The sequence below is a fragment of the Pseudoalteromonas sp. SCSIO 43088 genome (genome assembly GCF_023650795.1).
GTDB lineage: Bacteria > Pseudomonadota > Gammaproteobacteria > Enterobacterales > Alteromonadaceae > Pseudoalteromonas > Pseudoalteromonas shioyasakiensis.
In genome coordinates this window covers 3,777,938-3,800,724 of the sequence record NZ_CP072675.1, presented here as the reverse complement: position 1 = coordinate 3,800,724, position 22,787 = coordinate 3,777,938, and the positions used below count along the sequence as shown (strand labels likewise).

The following is a 22,787-nucleotide window of genomic DNA, read 5'->3' as shown; positions in this document are numbered from 1 at the left end:
ACAGCTTGGTACATTTTTACCGAAAAACTGTTTATCGAAACAAGATGCTTGCTCTTGCTCCGCTTAAGGTTTGTGCGTTATCTAGGCTAAACTTTGCGTTATTCCATAGGCATAGTTGCTTAACGATTGATAAGCCAAGGCCAACACCTTGGTAGCCTGTTTGGTGCACCGAAGCGGTTTTAGAAAATGGTTGCATGAGGCTGGCGCGCATATGTTCTGGGATCCCTGGGCCATCATCTTCAATCACTAACAAAGTGCCGTTTTCGCATTGTGAAAGCCTGATATGAATTTGCGTTTTAGCAAAGCGAACCGCGTTGCCGAGTAAGTTTTGCAATAAGCGTTGAAAGCTTTGTTTATCAACGCAAATGGCTGTTAATTCGCAGTCAAGACGAATAGCCAAAGGGCTATAGCTTTGAAACTTAGTAATGCAGGGCTGTAATAGCTCGTCTGGGCAGTAGTCTTTCACTAACAAGGTGGGTTCGCATTGTTCAAGCTCGGCATAGGTTAAAAACTCTTCGACTAAAAGCTCAAGTTCAATAATGTCTTGCAACACACTGTGCCGATAAGCGTTGTTATCAACGACTGCTTCGAGGGCGAATTTAGCCCGTGAAATAGGCGTTAAAAAGTCATGAGAAACAGCATTGATCAATTCGCGTTGGCTTTGATTACGGTTATGAAGCGCTAATGCCATGTTATCGAAGGTATCGCCAATGCTCTTTAGCAAGCTAAAACGTGTGAAGTGGACTTGTGCTGTAAAGTCGGCATTAGACATTTTACTACTGGCTTTGCGTAGCTTATTTAAGTCAAACAGCAGTGGGCCTGTAAAAATCACCACAGCTAAGGCAAGGCTAGAGTAAAACAGAAGGCTTACTAAAGACTGATAGCCCTGATCAGCAGGCTGGCTGTAGGGGCCAATGCTTAATAAGGTCTGTCTATCATCGGCAAGTTTATGAAAGTAAAGGTTGTTATTAGCATCGTTAACGCTAATTACCTGACCTGCTAAAAGTGATGCCTGTAATTGTTCACCAAGGTAAAAGTTCGCCAGAGGTGTTTGTTTAATATCAGGGTTATTGGGCGCAAGACTCAATATACTCTCTGCTAATTGCTGCTCTGTACTGTAACTCGGTGGGCTTGGAAAATAGGTTTCTAGTAACCAAGCGGCGCTCCCCAGACAAACTGCTAGGGTTAAATACAAATAGCAAAAAAGGCGTAGCAAACTGCATTAACCCCACGCTTGTGGAGAAAAAATATATCCTTTACCCCAAACCGTGACGATTTTTTGTGCCGGCACCGCTTCGTCACCGAGTTTTTTGCGTAAGCGACTAATGCGGCCATCGATTGTGCGGCTTTGACCATCATATTTACGGCCAATAGTGCCATCAAATAACTGATCTCGACTGACCAACTGACCCGCTGATTGAGCTAGTTGGATCAGTATTTCGAACTCTGCACTGGTCAATTCTAGTGGCTGGCTATGCAAATAAGCCTCGCGCTGAATAGTATTAATACTTAAAGAACCAAAGCGAATATTATGGGCGTTATGGGTGGTACTTGTTGGCTTAACAGCATGGCTGCGGCGAATGGTATTGTTAATTCGCGCTAATAAAATGGACGGGGAAACAGGTTTGGTTAGGTAATCATCGGCGCCTAGCTCAAGGCCAGTGATATGATCAACTTGGCTCTGCCTTGCGGTCATAAAAATAATTGGCGTATCTTGATATTGTTTTAGTTCTTTAAATACCTCAAAACCATCTTCTGATCCTAATCCGATATCAAGCAAAATTAGGTCGTACTTTTTGCAGCTTGCTTGGTAACAGGCATGGCAACCACTTTCAAAGTGTTCAATGGTATAGCCATGATCAGTTAAATAATTAGAGACTAGTTGGGCAAGTTTTAAATCATCTTCAATATATAAAATAGTATGCTGGCTCATCAAAAAATACTCCATGCGATATCACGTCGGCGTTTCTTAACATGCTGGTGGAATAAACTAATTTCAGTGCTTTCTAATGGCTCTAGCTGTTCGCTAAGTAGCTCTAATACAATGTTGCGATTGTTTTGCACTGTGATTGCAAAGTTCTGCCCTTGATTTGGCTTTTGGCAGAACAGCCTAATTTGTTGATCAGTAACACGAATGCACACCGTTTTGCTGACTTCGGTATACCAATTAATCGATACATCCATCACGCAGTCTTGCTCTATCGTTACACAGTTTTCTGGTGTTGCCTCGATATAACCGGCTTGTGCGAATGTACTGCCAACAAACGCGAGGCTACAAATGAATAAGAGTGAAAAAAGCTTCGTACGCAACATCATCAGTAATTCCATGCAAAGCCAGCATAAAAAGACAGTAAGTTGCTGTCATCGATAAGGGGGCTATCGGCAATACCCGATGATAAGCGTTGGTATTTTATATCGCTGATAAATTGCCATTGTTGATTAAACTGATATTGGTAACTGGCTTTTAGACTGTACTTTTGACTAGAGTGACCTAAAAAAGGGCTAAATCCGGCTCGTATCTCTTGTTGTGCGCTGCCATAGTAGTAATCCACTAAACCAGCACTTAAATGTTGTATTTCTGCGCCGAGCAAAACTAGATGCTGATCAAACAAAAACAAGCGCTGTGCTGATAATGCGCCTTGTAACCCTTTGTGATAGTTGGTGAGCTCCATTGACCAATGCGCGCTAAAACGCCAGCTTTGCCAGTCAACGATAGCTTCAATACCGCTCATGGCAGACAGTTTACGTTTTGATATTTTAGTAATATCACCGCGGCGCTTTGTCACCGCTGGTGTTTCGATACCTGAACCGGGTGGTGGCGGTGTCATTGAGGGGCGGCCGCCGGTTGTTCTAATCGCGGTCAGTGCTGCTGAGTGTTTAGCAAAATACAGCCCATCTTCATTAAGTTGGGTGAATAACGACACTTGATAGTTATCGCCCCACACGGGTGTCCAAGCAAACTGAGTATTTGCAAATGAAAAGTCACCGGCAAATACCTCAATGCGCGGTAGGGCATAAAGAGGAATGTCGTCTTTTTTATAAACCGGGTTGTCGAGTTGACCATAACCTAAGCTTAAACCAAGGCTTACTCCTTCATCTGCTAAATACGCAGAGTCAGTGCTGCTTGCCATTGGTGAAAGGCAAAATGCACTAATTAGAAATAAAACTCGTAGCCCAAGTGAGCAACTACCTAGAACAGTCACAAATAAACAACCTTAATGAAAAATCCTGTTAACATTAAGTTGTTATTAATGGCTTGAACAATGAAATAATGTACCAAATTGTAGCAAGGTCTGGTTTTTGTAACCTAAATTAGTTAAGGAAATTGCTTGATAAATAAGTATATTTCACTAATTTGGTTTGGTTATTTTGAGCGGTGTCGTCATTTCTTTAGTTAGAAAAAATTATTAACAATAAAATGGTGTTAAAACCTGCGCTTAGCGGTACAAAATGGCCCTAAATACACGTCATTACTGGCATGGCGGTTTATTAAGTTGCTATTTGAGTGAGTTTTTGCGATATTATTTATATTATAATATTAACAGGAAGCTAATAAGATGACTCTGCCTAGTTCTCAATCTGCAAATGCTATTCGCATACTTGCTGTCGATGCCGTTCAACAAGCTAACTCTGGCCACCCAGGTGCGCCTATGGGTATGGCTGATATTGCAGCGGTATTGTGGCAAAACTTTCACCGCCATAACCCATTAAATCCAGACTGGTCTAACCGTGACCGCTTTGTGTTATCAAATGGCCATGGTTCAATGCTTCAATATGCATTGTTACACCTAAGCGGTTACGACGTAAGCATCGAAGATATTAAGCAATTCCGTCAGCTTCACTCAAAAACACCGGGTCACCCAGAATATGGTTATACTCCGGGTGTTGAAACAACTACGGGCCCATTAGGTTCTGGTATTGCTAACGCAGTTGGTATGGCAATCGCTGAAAAAACTTTAGCAGCACAATTCAATAAGCCAAAGTTTGATATTGTTGATCACTTCACTTACTGCTTTATGGGTGACGGCTGTTTAATGGAAGGTATCTCGCACGAAGCATGTTCGCTGGCAGGTACATTAGGCCTAGGCAAGCTAATCGCATTTTGGGATGACAATGGCATCTCTATCGATGGTGAAGTAGAAGGTTGGTTCACCGACGATACACCTGCACGTTTTGAATCTTACGGTTGGCAAGTTATCCGTGATGTTGATGGTCACGATATGAATGCAATTGCGGGTGCAATCGAAGCGGCACAAAGCAACACTACGCAACCAACACTAATCTGTTGTAAAACAGTGATTGGTTTTGGCTCGCCAAATAAATCAGGTAGCCACGACTGTCACGGTGCACCACTGGGTCACGACGAAATCGCCGCTGTACGTGAGCAGCTAAACTGGCCGCACCCTGCATTTGAAGTTCCACAAGAAGTTTATAACGAGTGGAATAATCAAGCGAAAGGCCAAGAGCTTGAAGGTGCATGGCAGCAAAAGTTTGCAGCTTATAGCAAAGCACATCCTGAACTTGCAAAAGAATATACACGTCGTGTTCTTGAAAAAGCATTACCAGCTAACTTCGCTGAATTAGCTGATGAGTACATTGCTAAATGCCAAGCCGACATGCAAAACATTGCGACACGTAAAGCATCACAAAACGCGATCACCTTCTTTGCTAACCAACTTCCAGAATTAATGGGTGGCTCTGCTGACCTTGCCGGTTCTAACTTAACGTTATGGCCAGAAGCAAAAGGTTTACAAGATGCAGCTGATGGTAACTACGTATTCTATGGCGTACGTGAGTTTGGTATGAGCGCAATCATGAATGGTATTGCATTACATGGTGGCTTCATTCCATTTGGCGCAACTTTCTTAATGTTTATGGAATACGCACGTAATGCAGTACGTATGGCAGCATTAATGAAAGCGCAAAGCATTTTTGTGTATACCCATGACTCAATCGGTCAAGGTGAAGATGGTCCTACTCACCAACCAATCGAGCAAATCGCTAACCTTCGTATGACACCAAATATGACTGCATGGCGTCCGTGTGATGAAACTGAAACAGCAGTAGCTTGGCGTCAATCGTTATTAAAAGAAACAGGCCCAAGTTCACTTATCTTCAGCCGTCAGGGTACCAAAGCAATGGCACGTGATGCACAGCAAGTTGCTGACATTGCAAAAGGGGGTTATGTACTTGTTGATAGCGAACAAGCTGCAGAGCTTATCCTTATTGCAACGGGTTCTGAGGTAGAGTTAGCTGTGAATGCTGCTGCTGAGCTAAAAGCACAAGGCAAGCAAGTTCGCGTGGTATCTATGCCATCAACTAATCAGTTTGACAGCCAAGATAAAGCATACCGTCAAAGCGTGTTACCTGCGGGTACACCTAAGATTGCTGTTGAAGCTGCACACCGTGACTTCTGGTTCAAGTATGTTGGCCAAGATGGTGATGTACTAGGCATGGACACATTTGGTGAGTCAGCGCCTGGTGCCGTATTGCTTGAGCACTTTGGTTTCACAGTGGCAAACCTAGTTGCAAAAGCAAACGCATTACTTGCTGAATAATGTGACTGGCGAAAAATTATCGTAATCGCAACACGATAAACCTACATTTGTGATGATGTGTAGGTAATAAAAAAGCCCGCAAACTTTGGTTTGCGGGCTTTTTGCTGCTTAAACAATCGGTTTAAACTAATTCGCTTAAGATTGACTCTAGTTTTTCTTGGTCAATTGCGAACTGACGAATACCTTGGCTTAGTTTTTCAGTAGCCATGGCATCTTCATTCATTTCCCAGCGGAAAGCTTGCTCAGTCATTGCCGCTGGCGCTTCTGCTTTTTCTGTTGCTGGTAATAGTTTTTGAGTTAATGGTGCGTCAGTTGCAGCTAGTTCAGCAAGTAACTTAGGGCTGATAGTTAAACGGTCACAACCTGCTAATTCTTGGATTTCACCGATGTTACGGAAGCTTGCGCCCATTACAATCGTTTCGTAGCCGTGCTTTTTGAAGTAGTTGTAGATATGCGTTACTGACTTAACGCCCGGATCGTTAGCACCGTCGAAATCAGCGCTTGCATCTTGTGCTTTGTACCAGTCAAGAATACGACCAACGAATGGTGAAATTAGGTAAGCACCCACTTCGGCACAAGCACGTGCTTGAGCAAATGCAAATACCAGCGTTAGGTTACAACGGATACCTTGTGCTTCAAGTACCTTAGCTGCTTGAATACCTTCCCATGTTGAAGCAATTTTGATTAACACGCGTGATGTGTCGATACCTTGCTCTTTATATAAAGCAACAAGCTCAAGTGCTTTATCAACAGTTGCTTGAGTATCAAATGATAAACGCGCATCCACTTCTGTTGAAACTAAACCTGGCACTTGCTCCATTAATTTAGAGCCAATTAATACCGCTAGCTTATCAGCTGCTTTTGTTACAACTTCAGCTGCGTCACTGCTTTGTGCTTTTGCCCATGATACGGCTTCTGCAGCAAGTGGGCGATATTTCTCAATTTGAATCGCGTTTAAGATTAGTGATGGGTTTGTTGTTGCATCTTGCGGTTTATATTCGTTGATTGCTTCAAAATCACCCGTGTCAGCAACAACGGTTGTCACTGCTTTAAGTTGTTCTAATTGACTAGACATAGTTATCCCATTCTTATCATATAAAAGTTAATGTAGTGGCTTTAACCTATTATCTGTGCTGAAAAAACAATCTAATCTACCAGAGAAACTGCGCAATAAATCGCCCGCCAGCAGCAAATAATCCTGTTAATAATATTTTTATAATACCTTTACAATCTGGTATTGTTGATATTATCATACAAATAAAGATAATGACTAACAATGTTAGTAAGCAATTAGTGAAAGGTAATTATGTCTCGTTATACGTTGGGATTAGACTACGGGTCGGACTCGGTAAGAGCATTACTCGTTGATGTTGCGACTGGTGAAGAACTTGCCAGCCATTTAGTAAACTACCCGCGCTGGGCACAAGGTTTATATTGTGACCCAAGTAAAGATCAGTTTCGTCAGCATCCACAAGACTATATTGATAGCCTTGTAGAAGTAGTTAATGGTCTTTGGTCACAAGTTCCAGCAGGTACTGCAGACAAAGTAGTGGGTATGAGCTTTGATACGACAGGCTCAACACCTGTAGCAATTAATAGCCAAGGTACACCACTGGCATTAACTGAAGAATTTGCAGAAAACCCAAATGCAATGTTCATTTTGTGGAAAGACCATACGTCTATTAAAGAAGCAAATGAAATCACTGAAGCTGCAACTAACAATGATGTGAACTACCTTTCACACATGGGCGGTATCTACTCTTCTGAGTGGTACTGGGCCAAAGCATTACATATTTTCCGCGTTGATAGCAGTGTTAAAGCAGCCACATATTCATGGGTTGAGCACTGCGATTGGATGACCGCGCTAATGTGCGGCACAACACACCCTGAAGCATTAAAGCTAGGTCGTTGTGCAACGGGCCACAAACAAATGTGGAACGAGCAGTGGGGCGGTTTCCCACCAAACAGTTTCTTCAGCAATATCGATCCACTATTAGATGGTGTTGTTGATACGTTAAATGCAACTACAGAGCCAAGCGATCAAGTTGCTGGCAACTTAACTGCTGAGTGGGCCGAGAAGCTAGGTTTACCACAAGGTATCGTGATTGGTTACGGTGCATTTGACTGTCACATGGGCGCAGTAGCAGCCAATGTTCGTCCTGGCGTTCTAACTAAAGTAATGGGTACTTCAACTTGTGACATCACAGTAACGTCTAAAGAACAACTAGGTGATACTTGCGTTAAAGGTATTTGTGGTCAAGTTGATGGCTCAGTGATCCCAGGGTTAATTGGCTTAGAAGCCGGTCAATCTGCATTCGGTGACTTATACGCATGGTTCAAAAACCTAGTACTTTGGCCAACTCGCCAACTTACAAATCTATCTGACGCTGAACAAGCGTTAGTTAACAAGCTAGAAGATTCAATCTTAGTTGATCTATCAAAAGCAGCGGCAGCACTGCCTGTAACAAGCAACGATGTAACTGCGCTTGATTGGGTAAATGGTCGTCGTACGCCAGATGCTGACCAAAGCGTTGCCATGGCATTAACAGGCTTAAAAATGGGCACTGATGCACCTAAGTTCTTCAAAGCACTTGTTGAAGCAACTGCCTTTGGCGCACGTGCTATCACTGAGCGTTTCCGTAGCGAAGGCGTACCAATCGAGTCAGTGGTTGTTATCGGCGGTATCTCTAAAAAATCAGATTACGTAATGCAAACTTGTGCTGATGTTTGGAACTGCCCAATCGACGTTTTAGAAAGTGAGCAAAGCTGTGCATTGGGTGCAGCAATTATGGCTGCGGTTGCTGCGGGTGAGCACGCAACAGTGGCAGATGCTCAAAAAGTGATGGCGTCGTCTGTATGTCATCAGTATTTACCAAACCCTGAGCGCGTTGCTGTGTATGACGAGCTTTATGCCAACTACCAAGCACTTGCAAGCTATGTAAACGGAGACAAAGCATGAGTTTTAATGAACTAAAACGTGAAGTCTATGAAGCGAACATGGAGCTGCAACGTCGTGGCTTAGTAATTTATACCTTTGGTAACGTATCGCAAATCGACCGCGACAAAGGCGTGATTGCGATTAAACCAAGTGGTGTTTCGTACGACCAAATGAAAGCCGACGACATGGTGATCGTTGACCTTGAAAACAACATTGTTGAAGGTTCTATGCGTCCGTCTTCTGACACCAAAACACATGTTCATTTATATCGCCACTTTGATTCAATTGGCGGTGTAACACACACGCATTCGACCTATGCAACTGCATGGGCGCAAGCAAAACAAAGCATTCCTTGTCTTGGCACAACTCACGCTGACTATGTACACGGTGACATCACCTGTACTCGTGAGCTAACCGATGAGCAAGTGAATGGCGATTATGAATTAGAAACCGGTATTCAAATTACTGATGCGTATCAAGACCGCGATCCGAAAGCTGCACCTATGGTGATTGTTGCGGGTCATGCGCCTTTCACGTGGGGTAAAGATGCCGCTCAGTCTGTATACCATGCCGCGCTACTCGAAGAGATTGCACGCATGGCGTATTTAACACGCACTTTAGATCCACACGCAGCTGAACTTAAAAAAGCAGTGATGGATAAACATTATCTACGTAAGCACGGTAAAAACGCGTATTACGGTCAGAGCAAATAGCAAGAATTTAGAGGATTATTAACATGACGACGATGACGAAAGAAGTCTGGTTTGTTACCGGCTCACAACATCTTTATGGTCCTAAGGTGTTAGAAACGGTTGCCAAAGACAGCGAAGCAATTGTAGCGGGCTTAAACAGCGAAGCTAATCTACCAGTAAACTTGGTATGTAAGCCTACCGTTAAGTCACCTGAAGAAATTCACGCTGTTTGCCAAGCGGCAAATACGGATCCTAACTGTGTTGGTTTAGTTTTATGGATGCACACTTTCTCACCTGCGAAAATGTGGATTGCTGGCCTAAGCGAATTACGTAAGCCTTGGTTACACCTTCATACTCAGTTCAATGCAGCCCTTCCTTGGTCTGACATCAACATGAACTACATGAATACGCACCAAAGTGCACACGGTGACCGTGAGTTCGGTTTCATCGGTACTGTAATGCGTAAAGAGCGTAAAGTTGTTGCAGGTCACTGGCAACGTGCTGACGTACAACAGCAGTTAGATGACTGGTGTCGTGCGGCAAAAGGTTGGGCAGAAAGCCAAACACTTAAAGTTGCGCGTTTTGGCGACAACATGCGTCAAGTTGCAGTTACTGAAGGTAACAAAGTTTCAGCGCAAATTACTTTTGGTTATGAAGTACACGCCTTTGGTGTCGCTGAGCTTGTAAAAGTGGTTGATACTATCACTGAAGAAGAAGTTGATGCACAGTTAGAGCTTTATAAGCAAGACTACGTAATTGCTGACGAAACTCTACAAGACGATTACGCAGTGAAAATGCTACGCAACGAAGCACGTTTAGAGCTTGGTATGGAGCGTTTCTTAGAGAAAGGCGGCTTTAAAGCATTCACTAACTGTTTTGAAGACTTATCAGGTCTTTCTGGTCTTCCTGGTCTTGCTACACAGCGACTAATGTCGAAAGGCTATGGTTACGGTGGTGAGGGTGACTGGAAAACAGCTGCTATGGTTCGCATCATGAAAGTAATGGGTGAAGGCCGTGAGGGCGGTTGTTCATTCATGGAAGATTACACTTACAACATGGGTGAAACTGACCAAGTACTTGGCGCGCACATGTTAGAAGTGTGTCCTTCAATTGCAGCACAAAAACCACGTCTTGAAGTTCACCAGCACACTATCGGTGTGAAATGTGATGTAGGTCGTTTATTGTTTACTGCAAAACCGGGTGCTGCAATCAACGTATCACCAATTGATATGGGTAACCGTTTCCGTATTCTTATTAACGAAGTAGATACAGTGGCTCCGCCAGCTGATTTACCTCACTTACCGGTTGCTTCAGCGCTTTGGGAACCAAAACCAAATCTATCTGTAGCATCAGCTGCATGGATCCACGCCGGTGGTGCACACCACACTGCATATAGCCAAGCAGTAACAACCGATATGATTATCGATTTTGCTGAAATGGCTGGCGTTGAAACGATGATCATCGATAACGATACGACGATCCGTGGTTTCAAAACAGAGCTTCGTCATAACGCAGCTTACTACATGCTAAAACGTGGCCTGTAAGAATTAGTACTTTATGTACTAGAACGTGCTGTGTGTGAGCACGTTCACCCCAAATTTTGTTGTCGATTAAGCCAGTGATGAGCCTCGCTCTTCGCTGGCTTATGCTATTGTGAAGCGAAACATTTTAGGAGTAGATATGATCGATTTAAGCGCCTACCAAGGCATTATTTTTGATATGGATGGCACCTTAATTGACTCAATGGGCAGTCACTTAAAGGCATGGCAAAAAGCTTGCGAAGCCTATGGCTACCCATTCGATTACGACTACATGTACAGCTTAGGTGGCATTCCGACCGTTAAAACAATTGAAATGCTTAACGAAAAATTTGGTTTAGAACACGACCCTCTAGTTGTGGCAAAAGATAAACACCAGTTTTGGGTTGATTTACAGCACCAACCGCTAGTAATTGACGAAACCGTCGCAGTACTTGAAAAGTACCATGGTGTATTGCCTATGGGCGTTGGCACAGGCGCTGACCGCGAGCATGCAATTGATCATCTAACTGATACCAATTTAATAAATAAAATTGGTGCGTTAGTGACTGCCAGTGATGTAAGTAAAGGCAAGCCAAACCCAGAAACATTCTTAAAAGTAGCAGAGCAATTAGGTGTTGAGCCAAGCCAATGTGTGGTATTTGAAGACACGCAAATTGGTTATCAAGCTGCCAAAAGTGCGGGAATGGATTGCATCATGGTGAAAGACGGAAAAATCCAACTTTAGCGATTAAAGTTGCAATGACACCCTTATTTGTATTATAAAACTATAAATACAATTACAAAAAGGTTATTCGTATGTCATTGCAATGTGTTTTCCAAGGTTTAAAAACAACTCATCAAACAGCCAGTTCGAACACGAAAAAGTCGCGCGGGCTTTATGCATTGTTGGTGACATGTGGGATTGCCCTTACACCAGCTTGTGCTCATCAAGGAGACAATATGACTACTTCCCCTTCAGCATCAATGACGGCCTATGGCGTACTTGCTGATCAAACGCCAGTTAATCAAGTAACGCTGACTAACAGCAATGGTATTAGCGTTGATGTAATCAACTACGGCGGCATAATCACGCGTATTGAAACACCTGATGCAAAAGGCGAAATGGGTAATATTGTACTGGGTTTAGATAACCTAGAAGCATACACAAAAGCGACAACTTACTACGGTGCAATCATCGGTCGTTTTGGTAACCGTATCGCAAACGGTAAATTCACGTTAAATGGCACTGAATACCAATTAGCAACTAACGATGGTGACAACCACTTACATGGTGGTGTGCAAGGTTTCGATAAGAAAGTATGGAACATGACACCGTTCACGACGCAAAACAGTGCCGGTGTTACCTTAAGCTTAGTGAGCCCTGATGGCGACCAAGGCTACCCGGGTGAAGTGACGACTGAAGTAACTTACACGCTAACGAACAACAACACGTTAGATATGCAGTTTATTGCTACAACAAGCAAGCCTACCATCATCAATATGACGCAACACAGCTACTTTAACCTAGCGGGTAAAGGCGACATTCTTGATCACCAAATGCAAATTAACTCAAAAGCAATTACCCCTGTGGATGGCGGCTTGATCCCAACGGGTGAGTTGATGGATGTTGCAGGCACACCGTTTGACTTCCGCACAGCGAAAGCAATTGGTCAAGACATCAAAGCTAGCAACGAACAACTGAAACTTGGTAAAGGTTATGACCATAACTTTGTGCTTAAAGACACGCCAAGCAATGAACTTATGGAAGCGGCGACGGTTTACGAAGCAAATTCTGGCCGTACGTTGACAGTTTACACAGAAGAGCCTGCTGTACAGTTTTATTCAGGTAACTTCTTAGACGGTAGTACTCAGCAAGCGTCTGGCTTAGTGCATAATTTCAGAAGTGGTTTTTGTTTAGAGCCACAGCATTTCCCTGATGCACCAAATCAGCCAACGTTCCCAAGCACAACATTATTACCGGGTGACGTGTATTCAACACGCATCGTGTACGAATTTGGTACAAAATAAAGGAACACAATCGTGAAAACAACAAAGCTTAAAAGCGCAATGCAAAAGGCTGGCTTAGCCAGCGTATTTGCCTTGTCGTTTGGTGCACTGACTGGTTGTCAGACTACAGCTGAAGACAACACAGCTAAGAAAGCTGACGTGGCAGCCACAGAAAAAGCGCCAATCCAAGATAATGGTATTTTTACCAACCCACTTTTTCCTAATGGCGCCGATCCATGGCTTAAGTACTGGGATGGTAACTATTACCTAACCACAACAACATGGACATCTGAGTTAGTGATGCGTAAATCACCAACACTAGCTGGCCTTGCTGATGCAACACCAGTCAATGTTTGGTCTGATTCAAATCCTGAGCGCTGTTGTAACTTCTGGGCGTTTGAGTTCCACCGCCTAAAAGGACCAAACGGCTACCGTTGGTACATGATGTATACAGCTGGTACTGATGGCACTTTAGATAACCAACACTTAAACGTACTAGAAAGTGCTGGTGACGATCCTATGGGTCCATACGAATACAAGGGCGCATTAATGCCTAACGTATGGAACATCGACGGTAACTACCTAACATACAAAGACAAGCTATATGTGATCTACTCACAATGGCAAGGCGATCAGCAATTAAACATTATTGCAGAAATGGAAGATCCGTGGACACTGAAAGAGAACTCACCGCATACGGTGATCACGCGTCCTGAGCTAGATTGGGAAATCAGTGGTCGTAAAGTAACTGAAGGTGCTGAAATTTTACAGCACAATGGTCGTACGTTTATGACGTACTCAGCAAGCTTCTGTAATACCCCAGATTACAAACTAGGTATGCTTGAACTTGTTGGTGACGATCCGCTTAAAGCGAGCAGCTGGAAAAAATACGACAAGCCAGTATTTGAGCGTACAGAAGAAGTGTTTGGCCCAGGTCACAACGGCTTTTTCACATCGCCAGACGGCACAGAAGATTGGTTAGTTTATCACGGTAATGATTCGGTAGAGCACGGTTGTAGTGCGACTCGTTCATTACGTGCGCAAAAATTCACTTGGAACGACGATGGCACACCAAGCTTTGGTAAACCATTAACACCAGGCGTTGAAGTAGCTCCACCATCAGGTGAATACGGTCCACTGGTAACGCGAGTACAAGGTCAGCGCTATCAATTAGTGAATGCAACAAGTGGCTTATGTTTAGACATCGCAGCTGATCCACAAGATGCACGTGCAGTTCAACGTCAGTGTGCAAGCACCAATGGTCAATGGGTTATTGATGCAACAACAGATGGTTTTGTTCGTTTAGCTAACCGTGAAGACAGCAAGTTCTTAGAGCTCGAAAGCTGTAATGACGCAGATAACGCTAAAGTACAATCTGCAGCATGGCGTAATAACTTCTGTCAGCAATGGAAAGTAGCACCAAGCACAGATGGTAATGTATCTATTACTAACCGTTACACAGGCAAGCCGTTAGCGGTTGCTGGTTGTTCTGCGGCACAAAACCAAGCGGTTTTACAGCAAAGCGACGCAACAGCGTGTGGCGACTGGCAATTACGCCCTATGGGCAGTGTTGTCGTATTAAGCCAACAAAGTGGTAAAGCACTTAGCGTGGCAGATACAGTTAAAGCAGGCACCAATGTTGAGCAACAAGCTTACACGCATAAAGATGCACAGCAATGGTTCTTCACACCAACAGATACAGGCTATGTAAGTCTTAAACAAAGCGCTGACAGCGAGTTCTGTGCTGCGGTAGCTGATAACGCCTTAGTACCAGGTGCAAACGTAGAGATGGCTTCTTGTGCGGCGAAAACAGCACAGTGGCGCATTGCTCCAGTAGAAGGTGGTGGTGTGATGCTTATCAACCGCTACACAAAACAAGCGCTTGGCTTAAGTAACTGTGGTTTAGCTGAAAACACTAACTTCGCACAACAACCTGATTTAGGTAACAAGTGCCAAGTATTCCATCTGCGTGAACCAAATTAAGTTATAAGTAAAAAATCGACTCAACCAAAGCCACTTCATTTATGAGTGGCTTTTTTTATAGCCTTCAGCCTTCAGCTGTCAGTTTTTAGCTGAGCGGTGGGGTATGTTGGTGATGTGTATGTCTGCTCTTTGGGTGTTGATTTCATGACGCGCAAAGCAAGCGTGACACCTACCGCATTACTTACCTGTTCATTCTTCGGGTAGGTTGGTTTGAGCGAAGCGAAACCCAACATAATCCATCAAAACCTTCTCATGCCTCTGCATTGCATATAAAACCCCACGTGTTGTTGTAGGCGTGAAATTTATTTCGCGCGTTGTTTAGGAGCTGTCAGCCTTCAGCTGTCAGTTTTTAGCTGAGCGGTGGGGGATGTTGGTGATATGTCTGTCTGATCGTAGGGTGTTGATTTCATGACGCGCCAAGCAAGCGTGACGCCTACGACATTACTTGCCCTACTCAGTCTTCGGGTAGGTTGGTTTGAGCGAAGCGAAACCCAACATAATCCATCTACACCTTTTCATGCCCTACATTGCATATAAAACCCACGTGTTGTTGTAGGCGTGAAATTTATTTTGCGCGTTGTTTAGGAGCTGTCAGCCTTCAGCTGTCAGTTTTTAGCTGAGCGGTGGGGTATGTTGGTGATGTGTATGTCTGCTCTTTGGGTGTTGATTTCATGACGCGCCAAGCAAGCGTGACACCTACCGCATTACTTACCTGTTCATTCTTCGGGTAGGTTGGTTTGAGCGAAGCGAAACCCAACATAATCCATCTAAGCCTCTGCAAATCCCCTAATTAATAAAATAACCGATAGGTTGCCACTGGCCACTACTTTTACTGAGGCTAATTGTTTCAATGGCCTGCTCTTTATTCATAAATTGGCTTTGAAACTGAATGATCACGTATTCACCATCAGGTGTTCCGGGTAAAGAGTCATAATTCATCAGGCTTAAATTCTTACGTAAAATCACCTTGCCAAGTGGTACTCGAACTTGTTTTAACGATTTGCTCCAGTGGCTTTGAGGCATTTTTTGTTTAAATAATGAGTCTGCTTGCTGCCAACTTTGCTGATACTGACCGTTGTCGATTAACGTAAGCCAGCTTTTAGCGCGATGAATAACTTCGAGCTCTTCAGCATGTGCACAAAAGCAGCTTAAAAAAATGATTAGTAAAAGCGTTTTTCTCATAGCAATTCCATTTACTAGTTGTTTATTGAATTCGTCTTGAAGTGTTTTTATGTTACGGCGACGAACAATAAATACTATTCATCAATTGTGCGGTTTATTTTCCCGCAGATAAGCATTTTGACTGCCGATAAGTTTTACAGCACATAGCTCAAGGCGCTTTGTGCTGCTCTAAATTAATCGATAAGATAACCTAATGGGTGCCAGCCATCGGCGGCTTTGCTAAGGCTGAGCGTTTCAACTACAGCCTCTTTATTCATAAACTCGGTTTGAAACTTGACCACTAAATACTCACCATTTGGCAGGCCGGGTAATGAGTTATATTCTGCTGTGCCAAAATAGGTGCGAGACATAACTCGGCCTAAAGGAACGCGTATTTGATCTAAGGCTGTTTGCCAGCGAGCTTTTGGCGTGGTGTTTTGAAAGACCTGATCAGCTTGCTGCCAGCTCTCGTGGTACTCTCCTGAATCGACCAAGGTTAACCATGCTCTCGCTGTTGAAATAGGGCTTGTTTCTTCAGCTGAGGTGAAAAAGCACACCAATAATGATGCCAGTAAAAACAGTTTTTGTAGCGTAAATCCATTTACAGAAAGTAATAAAATTTGACGCATAAGACGCCCTCACTTCGTTCATAGGGTGAATTCATAATACGAATGAGCTGGTTAATTTCTATACTGAAAAAGTGCTAGGGAAGGCTTTTTAGCGGGATTTAAGTGCTGTCTTTTATTTGAGCGATCTTTGCAACTGAGTTCGTAAAGTGGCGATGTAGATTAAATTGTTAAGTTTATACTGTTGATTTATTGAGCAAATTAATTCGTTTTAACAGCTGCTAAATGTAACGACAATGACCCTAAATAGCACTTATTTTTACTGCTAAGGAAGTTTCGTATTTGCGTGCTCGATATTTCAGAGCCCGCATAGTTACTAGGTTTTTGACCCTTTTTTGGGTTTTTGAGAGAAGTTAGCGAGGGTAAAGTTGCAAGAGTAAAGTGAGCATGAAAGGGAGTTAGCGAGATGAAAGAGACAAGAGTAAAGCCTGAGACTTAAAGCTTACAGCTCAAAACTTACAGCTTCCATCACACCAATACACTCATTAGCACTCCAGGGTCGCTAATACCTGCTTCTTTTAACGCATCGCTAATTGATTGGCTAAGAGTCATTACTTGCGTTTGGATTTCCATAACCATCTTGGTCTGTGTTTCAACTTGCACTTTTACAGCTTCATCTTCTTGGTTTTTGAGTGCTTGCAGTTTGGCTAATTGCTCTTTGGCAAGTTCGAGTTGTTCTTTGAGCTTTTCGAGTTGCTCAACCATTTTGCGAATATGTGCGGGGAGTTCGCTAGATACTTCTTCTTTTTGGGCGGGCTCTACTTCACGACCAGAGAGTTTGTTCATCTCTTGGCTGCTGAGTTTGTAGCCTACTTTTGAGTTGGTATTACTGACTGCTGTATCTGCGTTTGAGATAGTTAACGCACTTGCTAATGAGTTAATAGCCATAATGAGAGCGATGAAAGTGAATGATATGTATGTATCGGCAAGGGGTACTAAAGCTTTAGAAAAAAGCCGGGTTTTCACCCGGCCTTTCCAGACAACAAATAGTTGAGGTGAGGCAGCTCACCTCACTTTGTTACTCTTGTGCAGCAGCTGCATCAAAGAGTGCTTTTATTTCTTCAGCGCTAATCGCACCGTTGAAAATTTTCAGTTCATCGATAGCACCGTTATAAGGTGTATCCCAGTAGTTAACACCGAGTGCAAACTCATTTGTTTCACCAGGAACCGTAAATACACGCGGGAAGCCATCGGTTTCTAGCTGTAATTCGCCGTTAACATACATCTTCAACACATCACCATTCGTACCATCAACAGTGAATGCAACATGTGTCCATTCTTTTGCTGGAATACGGCTATCTAGTTCTGCATTATCGAAGAAGGCACCGTTATTTGCCCATAAACGAGTTAGGCCTGTACCTGCCATAGATGGCACATAACTTAACCAAGAGCCTGCACTTGCACCTGCGAAGAACGCTGTAGTGTAATCAGTGAAGGTTTCAGGTTTTAACCACATAGATACTGAGTAATCATTGGTCGTGATTAAGTTATCCGGTAGACGAACACCTGAACCTTCAAGGAATACTGCTTGACCCATGATACCGTCAACAAAAGTTACGTTACCACCAGTATTGTTGATGAAACCACCCGTTGGTTTACCCGCTGCATACGCACCGTTTAATGCACTTAGGTCACCTTCGAAGCTGTATTCAGCAGGTGCAAGTGATTTTAAGGTTACATCGAATGACTTAGTATCAGTAAAGTCTTTGTACTTAATAGTTGCAGTTAATGTCACTACTTGGTCGCCAGCAGAGGCGCTAGGTTGAGTAACAACAGCTGTGCCATTAACCGGTTTTAAGTACTCTTCGTTGTTTGACGTCCAGCTAATACCTGATACAAATGGACCTACACGCGGTAACTCAAAGCTTTCACGTACTGCCGATACATCACCTAAATCAAGCGCATCAGTAATGAAGCTCTCAAATTTAGTCGGATCTGTCAGGTTATTGATAGCCGCACCATTAATATCTAGGCCGTTTAGCGCGTAGTCATAAACGATGAATTCATCAATTTGACCTTGGAAAGGTAAGTCCCAACCGTAGTTCACACCAAGGGCAAAGTTACCTGTTTGTTCGCTAAAGAAGTCAGGGCGAGGCATCGAACCTGCACGTACACCATCACGATAAAGTGTTGCAGTGCCATTAGCATAAGTGATTGCAATATGATTCCAATCCATTACCGCTGGAGAGTCAGAAATGATTTGGTTCCACATATCAGTGCCATCATCAGCTAAATAACGGCTCCATAGCATTGGTGTTGACGTAAAGTGTGTACTACCTGGGATCAAGCTCATCCAACGTGCATCAGACGTTGATGCGAAGAATGTAGGCGTAAAGTTAGTTAGTACTGTTGGCTTAAACCAATACGAAATAGTGTACTCATCGCCTGTTACTAACTCATCAGGTAAACGTACGCCCGTTGCACCGTCAAAGTTAAATGCTTTACCTGTTTGACCTTCTGCGTATGCAGCTGTACCAGCACCCACATTTAACATGTTGTTATCTGTTACACCCGCATCATCTAGGTTACCTAAACCATCACTGAGTGAATCTTCAAATGCATAGTGTGCAATCGCATTTTTAAACTCTGGGCGCGCTTCTAGATTTACATTAAATGTCTTGGTTGTGCTCTCGCCGTTTAAAGAGATATTAGCCGTTAAAGTAACCGCTTTATCACCGCGATCTGGCGTTGGAATGAATACTGAGCCTTCACTGGTGATGTAGTATTCATCACTGCTTTCCCAGTTAATTGCAGCACCATCTTTACCTTTGGTTGGTAATGAGTAGCCTTCGTCAGCGATTGATAATTCAGTTTTAATATCTAGCGCTTCTTGAACAGTGCCTAGCACGTTAGCCGTGTCTGTGATTTCATCACGTTTACTTGCCCAAATGGTAGCGCCTTCGCTTGATGTAGCTGATACAGTTACAGCCATTGCTTTAGTTGCATCATCCCATTGCCATTTAGCCACGCCAAAGTAAGTACCTGAATCTAACTCAAGTTTAATATTTGAGTCATCAATCATGTACCAGATACCTGGATCATCACCGGTTACTGAGTGATCTTCGTTTAAAGCAATATGCATTGAGCGAATAGCATCTGTATTTACATCATTGCCATGGTTGATAAATTTGTAATAACCATAAAGTTCATCTGCCACAACCATGTTGTCGCCTTCAAGCGGCACATAACGTTGCGGTGAAGCCATAGGCCAGCCTAATGAGTTTATAAACATTTCATGTACGCGAACTTGGTGCGCTTCTGAAATGGTTGGGAACTCAGTCGATGTTTGCGGGAAACGCGTGTGCGTAACTAAGATATGACGACCTGTTGCTTCATCGTAGTAAGCAGAGTTATGGCCCGGTGATTGGTAGCCCCATGCTGGTGCTGTTTCGCCAAGTTCTTGCGTGTACTCAAAGCCGCCCATTAGTTTTTCGCCGACCTCCAGGCCGCCGATAGCTGCAATGTCATTACCTGCGTTATCTAGATAAGGGCCATCCGGTGTTTTTGAGCGAGCAACACGAATGTTGTAGCCACCATTAAGATCAAAACCAGCAACAGAGAAGAATAGGTAGTAGTATTCACTTTCTGGGCTGTACATTACAAATGCACCTTCCATTGCACGGAAGTCACCGCCTACTAGCTTTTTACCATAGCCTTGACCTGCTTCTGGCATACCTGTTTCTTCGTCCATTGCTAGCACGAAAATACCGCCAGAGTATGAGCCGTAAACCATCCAAAGTTTGCCATCAGCATCATAGAAGGCTGCAGGGTCAATGGCGTTAGGATCAACGGCACCATTCCATGTTGTTTGGCCATTATCAAGTGGGTAAGCTGCAAACTCAGCTTCTGTGCGATAACCGCTGCGTAAGAAAATACCTTTGTTTGTATAAGGACCTTCAATATTGTCAGCTTCAGCTAAACCAAGATAAGAGCGGTTCCAGCATACTTCATCAACAACATCTGGTGTATCTGGGTTATCTTGTGCACAGTGGTTATAGTAGAACCAAAATTTACCATTTGGCGCTTTGATTACATCGGCAGCCCAGTTTCCTGTAAAACCGTCTGTCCATTCAATACCTTCGGCAATTTCACCTGTGTAGTTGTAATCAAATAATGGGCTTTCATTAACGGCTGCGTTAGCTGAAAGGCTAGAAATCATTTCCCAGTTCAAGAGATCAGTTGATTTAGCGGCAGCAAGGTGTGAACCAAAAATATAATAAGTGTCGTCAACTTTAACGACAGAAGGATCGTGCACGCTTACATTGGTAACCATTACGCTACCTGATTCAGTGTATTCAACACTGCTGCTTACTGTCGGTTTCGCACTTTGCGGGTCGGCAACCGCTGGTGCTGTGTCAAGCTTAGTACCATCTTCTTTGCCACAACCTGTAACAGCCAAAGAGCAGGCTATGACCATGGCTAATTTATTTAATTTCATTTTATGTGTCCTCTTGAAACTGGGATTCATTTTTTTATTCGATTGTTGTCAATAAAATTGCCGCGCGCCTATATCAAACTAATAAGAACGTAGTATTGTAATTTTATAGTACGATTTAAAATGTGCAAATACTTTTGCAAAGGTAATTGATATGTAAACACGAAGTGTCAGTGTTTACAATATGTACAGCGTGATTTTAATTTTTTCAAGTTGCCAGTTTTAGCGTTTTTTTCGCTATTTTTGCTCTATTAGGGAAGTTTTTTGCTGATCTGCAAGTGAGGATTTTCCGGTAAATTTGTTTATTTGTATTACATTTGAGCACTAAAAAGGGCTCTTAAAGAGCCCTTTTTAATATTACTTGTCTTGTTTACTTAGACCTTCAGTGGTCATGATAATACGTTTAAGTGTGCCATCTTCGTTGTAATAAAGCGGCTCAATCGCCACTGAACGGCGAAAACGCCCGCCACTTGGTTTGCCATCAATTGGTGGTACGGCACCAGTATGGTAAATAAAGTAGTCTTTACCTTTGTATTCGATAATTGATTGGTGGTTGGTTTCGCTGTTACCTGCGATCTCATTCAAGATACCTTTATATTCCCACGGGCCATGAATGCTTTTGCTCATGGCATAACAGATCTTCTCAGGGAACTCACATGCGTACGATACATAGTAGTTGTCGTTTTTCTTATGAACCCATAACGCTTCGGTAAAGTTAGGTAAGTCTAGCGTTTTAATTTCACCATCAAGAGACAGCAAGTCGTCGCTTAGCTTTACGTATTTTGGCATTAAGTTACCAAAGAACATGTAAGTATCGCCGTTTTCTTCTGTATAAATAGCAGGGTCGATGTCGTCCCAATCATTTGGCGTATGCTTGGTCATGTCATCGGTAACCAGTGCGTGACCAATTGCATCTTTGAATGGACCTGTTGGTGACTTAGAAGTTGCAACACCAATTGCAAAACCTGGTTTTGTGTCGTTGTGACGAACGGTTGTAAAGAAGTAGAAAGTGCCATCACGCTCAATCATGTGTGAAGCCCATGCTTCACCTTTAGCCCATTTAAAGTCTGTTGCTTTCATGATTGGGCCGTGTTTTTTCCAGTTCACCATATCTGTTGATGAAAAGGCTAACCAGTCATGCATTTCAAAAAACACGTCATTATTAGGTGCTTCATCATGGCCTGTATAAAGGTATACGGTGTCATTGTGAACAAGTGCAGCAGGGTCTGCAGTAAATACATCGGTAAATAATGGGTTTTGTGCAACAGCTAAGCTGCTAGAAAAAAGTAATGGTAGCGCTAACGCTTTCAATTTCTTCATGAGTGTCCTTAGTAACTAATAATTGTTGTTTGAACTGCAGCTTTTTCGACCCAGAGCTCTCTCTAAGTGACCAGATAATACACTGTGTACGCCTGATTATACTGAGTAACTGATTGTTTACATCGAAACAAACTAGTAAAAGTGCAGCAAAAAATAACTCTATATTGTATTATTGTATTTTAATCATAGTAGCATCAAAATACGCTGGGTAAATAACTTGTTAGCCCTTTTTTGTTGCTCTGGATGAGTGAAAGACAAATTAAATAAGCAAACGAACAATCGCTAAGTGGCTGATAATAATGGGTCTTAATAAATTCCCAAAACAAAAACGCAGCATGCTTTGAGTTTGTAACATGCTATAATTGCAACGTTTTTTGTAAACATAATGGCAGTTATTTTAATTTGGCTTTTTGAGTTGACTGTTAAATAATCATACAATATGATTAAAGTTCAGGCAGCAATGTATTAACATAAAAATATAGACACACTCGCGCACCGTTTTGACAACACACGATGCACAATGCAGTGGTCACTCTTCGGTAACTGA

General features: G+C 43.0%; 17 protein-coding genes. 7 read left to right on the top strand and 10 right to left on the bottom strand.

Annotation, left to right across the window (positions count from 1 at the left end; genetic code table 11):
* Window positions 1-31 precede the first annotated feature (31 nt).
* Genes J8Z28_RS17455 through J8Z28_RS17440 form a run of 4 tightly spaced genes read right to left on the bottom strand, consistent with a single transcriptional unit; the run spans window position 32 to window position 3,203 of the window.
* On the bottom strand, window positions 32-1,216 hold the full coding sequence (locus J8Z28_RS17455) for an ATP-binding protein (RefSeq protein WP_167542021.1): 1,185 nt from the start codon (window positions 1,214-1,216) through the stop codon (window positions 32-34).
* A 6-nt stretch (window positions 1,217-1,222) separates the two neighbouring features.
* Window positions 1,223-1,933 carry a response regulator transcription factor gene (locus J8Z28_RS17450; RefSeq protein WP_062566360.1) on the bottom strand — a complete coding sequence of 237 codons (711 nt, stop codon included), beginning with the start codon at window positions 1,931-1,933 and terminating at the stop codon, window positions 1,223-1,225.
* Window positions 1,933-2,316, bottom strand: coding sequence for a DUF3019 domain-containing protein (locus tag J8Z28_RS17445; protein ID WP_062566359.1), 384 nt, complete (start codon window positions 2,314-2,316; stop codon window positions 1,933-1,935). Before J8Z28_RS17445 ends, J8Z28_RS17450 begins: the two co-directional genes overlap by 1 nt.
* A complete protein-coding gene (locus tag J8Z28_RS17440; RefSeq protein ID WP_156426497.1) occupies window positions 2,316-3,203 on the bottom strand; it encodes a MipA/OmpV family protein in 888 nt (295 codons plus the stop codon). Before J8Z28_RS17440 ends, J8Z28_RS17445 begins: the two co-directional genes overlap by 1 nt.
* Window positions 3,204-3,557: 354 nt before the next feature.
* On the opposite strand from J8Z28_RS17440, the gene tkt reads away from it, so the two are divergent.
* The gene (tkt, locus tag J8Z28_RS17435) at window positions 3,558-5,558 is read left to right on the top strand and encodes a transketolase (protein WP_062566357.1); all 2,001 of its coding nucleotides are present in this window, start codon (window positions 3,558-3,560) and stop codon (window positions 5,556-5,558) included.
* Between the two features lie 121 nt (window positions 5,559-5,679).
* On the opposite strand, the gene tal is transcribed toward tkt, so the two are convergent.
* Window positions 5,680-6,633 carry a transaldolase gene (gene tal / locus J8Z28_RS17430; protein WP_062566356.1) on the bottom strand — a complete coding sequence of 318 codons (954 nt, stop codon included), beginning with the start codon at window positions 6,631-6,633 and terminating at the stop codon, window positions 5,680-5,682.
* Window positions 6,634-6,864: 231 nt separating this feature from the next.
* Between tal and J8Z28_RS17425 the strand changes: the two genes are divergently transcribed.
* From J8Z28_RS17425 to J8Z28_RS17400, 6 genes are all read left to right on the top strand, one after another.
* Entirely contained in the window at window positions 6,865-8,517 is a 1,653-nt protein-coding gene (locus tag J8Z28_RS17425; RefSeq protein ID WP_054562996.1) for a ribulokinase, read from the top strand.
* Entirely contained in the window at window positions 8,514-9,209 is a 696-nt protein-coding gene (locus J8Z28_RS17420) for an L-ribulose-5-phosphate 4-epimerase (RefSeq protein WP_062566355.1), read from the top strand. Before J8Z28_RS17425 ends, J8Z28_RS17420 begins: the two co-directional genes overlap by 4 nt.
* 23 nt (window positions 9,210-9,232) lie before the next feature.
* Window positions 9,233-10,732, top strand: a complete 1,500-nt coding sequence (araA, locus tag J8Z28_RS17415) for an L-arabinose isomerase (protein WP_062566354.1) — start codon at window positions 9,233-9,235, stop codon at window positions 10,730-10,732.
* 136 nt (window positions 10,733-10,868) lie between these two features.
* Complete coding sequence (locus J8Z28_RS17410) at window positions 10,869-11,453, top strand: HAD family hydrolase (protein ID WP_062566353.1); 585 nt, start codon at window positions 10,869-10,871, stop codon at window positions 11,451-11,453.
* Window positions 11,454-11,668: 215 nt separating this feature from the next.
* Window positions 11,669-12,736: an aldose epimerase family protein gene (locus tag J8Z28_RS17405; RefSeq protein ID WP_240701511.1), complete on the top strand. Its 1,068-nt coding sequence runs from the start codon at window positions 11,669-11,671 to the stop codon at window positions 12,734-12,736.
* A 12-nt stretch (window positions 12,737-12,748) separates the two neighbouring features.
* Complete coding sequence (locus J8Z28_RS17400; protein WP_240701512.1) at window positions 12,749-14,698, top strand: RICIN domain-containing protein; 1,950 nt, start codon at window positions 12,749-12,751, stop codon at window positions 14,696-14,698.
* A gap of 786 nt (window positions 14,699-15,484) precedes the next feature.
* Here the strand turns inward: J8Z28_RS17400 and J8Z28_RS17395 are convergent.
* From J8Z28_RS17395 to J8Z28_RS17375, 5 genes are all read right to left on the bottom strand, one after another.
* Window positions 15,485-15,880: a DUF4019 domain-containing protein gene (locus J8Z28_RS17395; RefSeq protein ID WP_062566351.1), complete on the bottom strand. Its 396-nt coding sequence runs from the start codon at window positions 15,878-15,880 to the stop codon at window positions 15,485-15,487.
* A 173-nt stretch (window positions 15,881-16,053) separates the two neighbouring features.
* Window positions 16,054-16,488, bottom strand: coding sequence for a DUF4019 domain-containing protein (locus tag J8Z28_RS17390; protein ID WP_062566350.1), 435 nt, complete (start codon window positions 16,486-16,488; stop codon window positions 16,054-16,056).
* Between the two features lie 465 nt (window positions 16,489-16,953).
* Complete coding sequence (locus J8Z28_RS17385; RefSeq protein ID WP_062566394.1) at window positions 16,954-17,373, bottom strand: hypothetical protein; 420 nt, start codon at window positions 17,371-17,373, stop codon at window positions 16,954-16,956.
* 130 nt (window positions 17,374-17,503) lie between these two features.
* On the bottom strand, window positions 17,504-20,923 hold the full coding sequence (locus J8Z28_RS17380) for a LamG-like jellyroll fold domain-containing protein (RefSeq protein WP_062566349.1): 3,420 nt from the start codon (window positions 20,921-20,923) through the stop codon (window positions 17,504-17,506).
* Between the two features lie 354 nt (window positions 20,924-21,277).
* Window positions 21,278-22,240 carry a glycoside hydrolase family 43 protein gene (locus tag J8Z28_RS17375; RefSeq protein ID WP_054562986.1) on the bottom strand — a complete coding sequence of 321 codons (963 nt, stop codon included), beginning with the start codon at window positions 22,238-22,240 and terminating at the stop codon, window positions 21,278-21,280.
* Window positions 22,241-22,787 lie beyond the last annotated feature (547 nt).

Excerpts from the sequence above, each read along its gene's own strand:
- J8Z28_RS17425 (WP_054562996.1), top strand. The coding sequence starts at position 6,865 with ATGTCTCGTTATACGTTGGGATTAGACTACGGGTCGGACTCGGTAAGA.
- J8Z28_RS17380 (WP_062566349.1), bottom strand. The coding sequence starts at position 20,923 with ATGAAATTAAATAAATTAGCCATGGTCATAGCCTGCTCTTTGGCTGTT.
- J8Z28_RS17385 (WP_062566394.1), bottom strand. The coding sequence starts at position 17,373 with ATGGCTATTAACTCATTAGCAAGTGCGTTAACTATCTCAAACGCAGAT.
- araA (WP_062566354.1), top strand. The coding sequence starts at position 9,233 with ATGACGACGATGACGAAAGAAGTCTGGTTTGTTACCGGCTCACAACAT.
- J8Z28_RS17405 (WP_240701511.1), top strand. The coding sequence starts at position 11,669 with ATGACTACTTCCCCTTCAGCATCAATGACGGCCTATGGCGTACTTGCT.
- J8Z28_RS17420 (WP_062566355.1), top strand. The coding sequence starts at position 8,514 with ATGAGTTTTAATGAACTAAAACGTGAAGTCTATGAAGCGAACATGGAG.
- J8Z28_RS17375 (WP_054562986.1), bottom strand. The coding sequence starts at position 22,240 with ATGAAGAAATTGAAAGCGTTAGCGCTACCATTACTTTTTTCTAGCAGC.
- J8Z28_RS17410 (WP_062566353.1), top strand. The coding sequence starts at position 10,869 with ATGATCGATTTAAGCGCCTACCAAGGCATTATTTTTGATATGGATGGC.
- tal (WP_062566356.1), bottom strand. The coding sequence starts at position 6,633 with ATGTCTAGTCAATTAGAACAACTTAAAGCAGTGACAACCGTTGTTGCT.
- J8Z28_RS17395 (WP_062566351.1), bottom strand. The coding sequence starts at position 15,880 with ATGAGAAAAACGCTTTTACTAATCATTTTTTTAAGCTGCTTTTGTGCA.
- tkt (WP_062566357.1), top strand. The coding sequence starts at position 3,558 with ATGACTCTGCCTAGTTCTCAATCTGCAAATGCTATTCGCATACTTGCT.
- J8Z28_RS17450 (WP_062566360.1), bottom strand. The coding sequence starts at position 1,933 with ATGAGCCAGCATACTATTTTATATATTGAAGATGATTTAAAACTTGCC.
- J8Z28_RS17390 (WP_062566350.1), bottom strand. The coding sequence starts at position 16,488 with ATGCGTCAAATTTTATTACTTTCTGTAAATGGATTTACGCTACAAAAA.
- J8Z28_RS17445 (WP_062566359.1), bottom strand. The coding sequence starts at position 2,316 with ATGATGTTGCGTACGAAGCTTTTTTCACTCTTATTCATTTGTAGCCTC.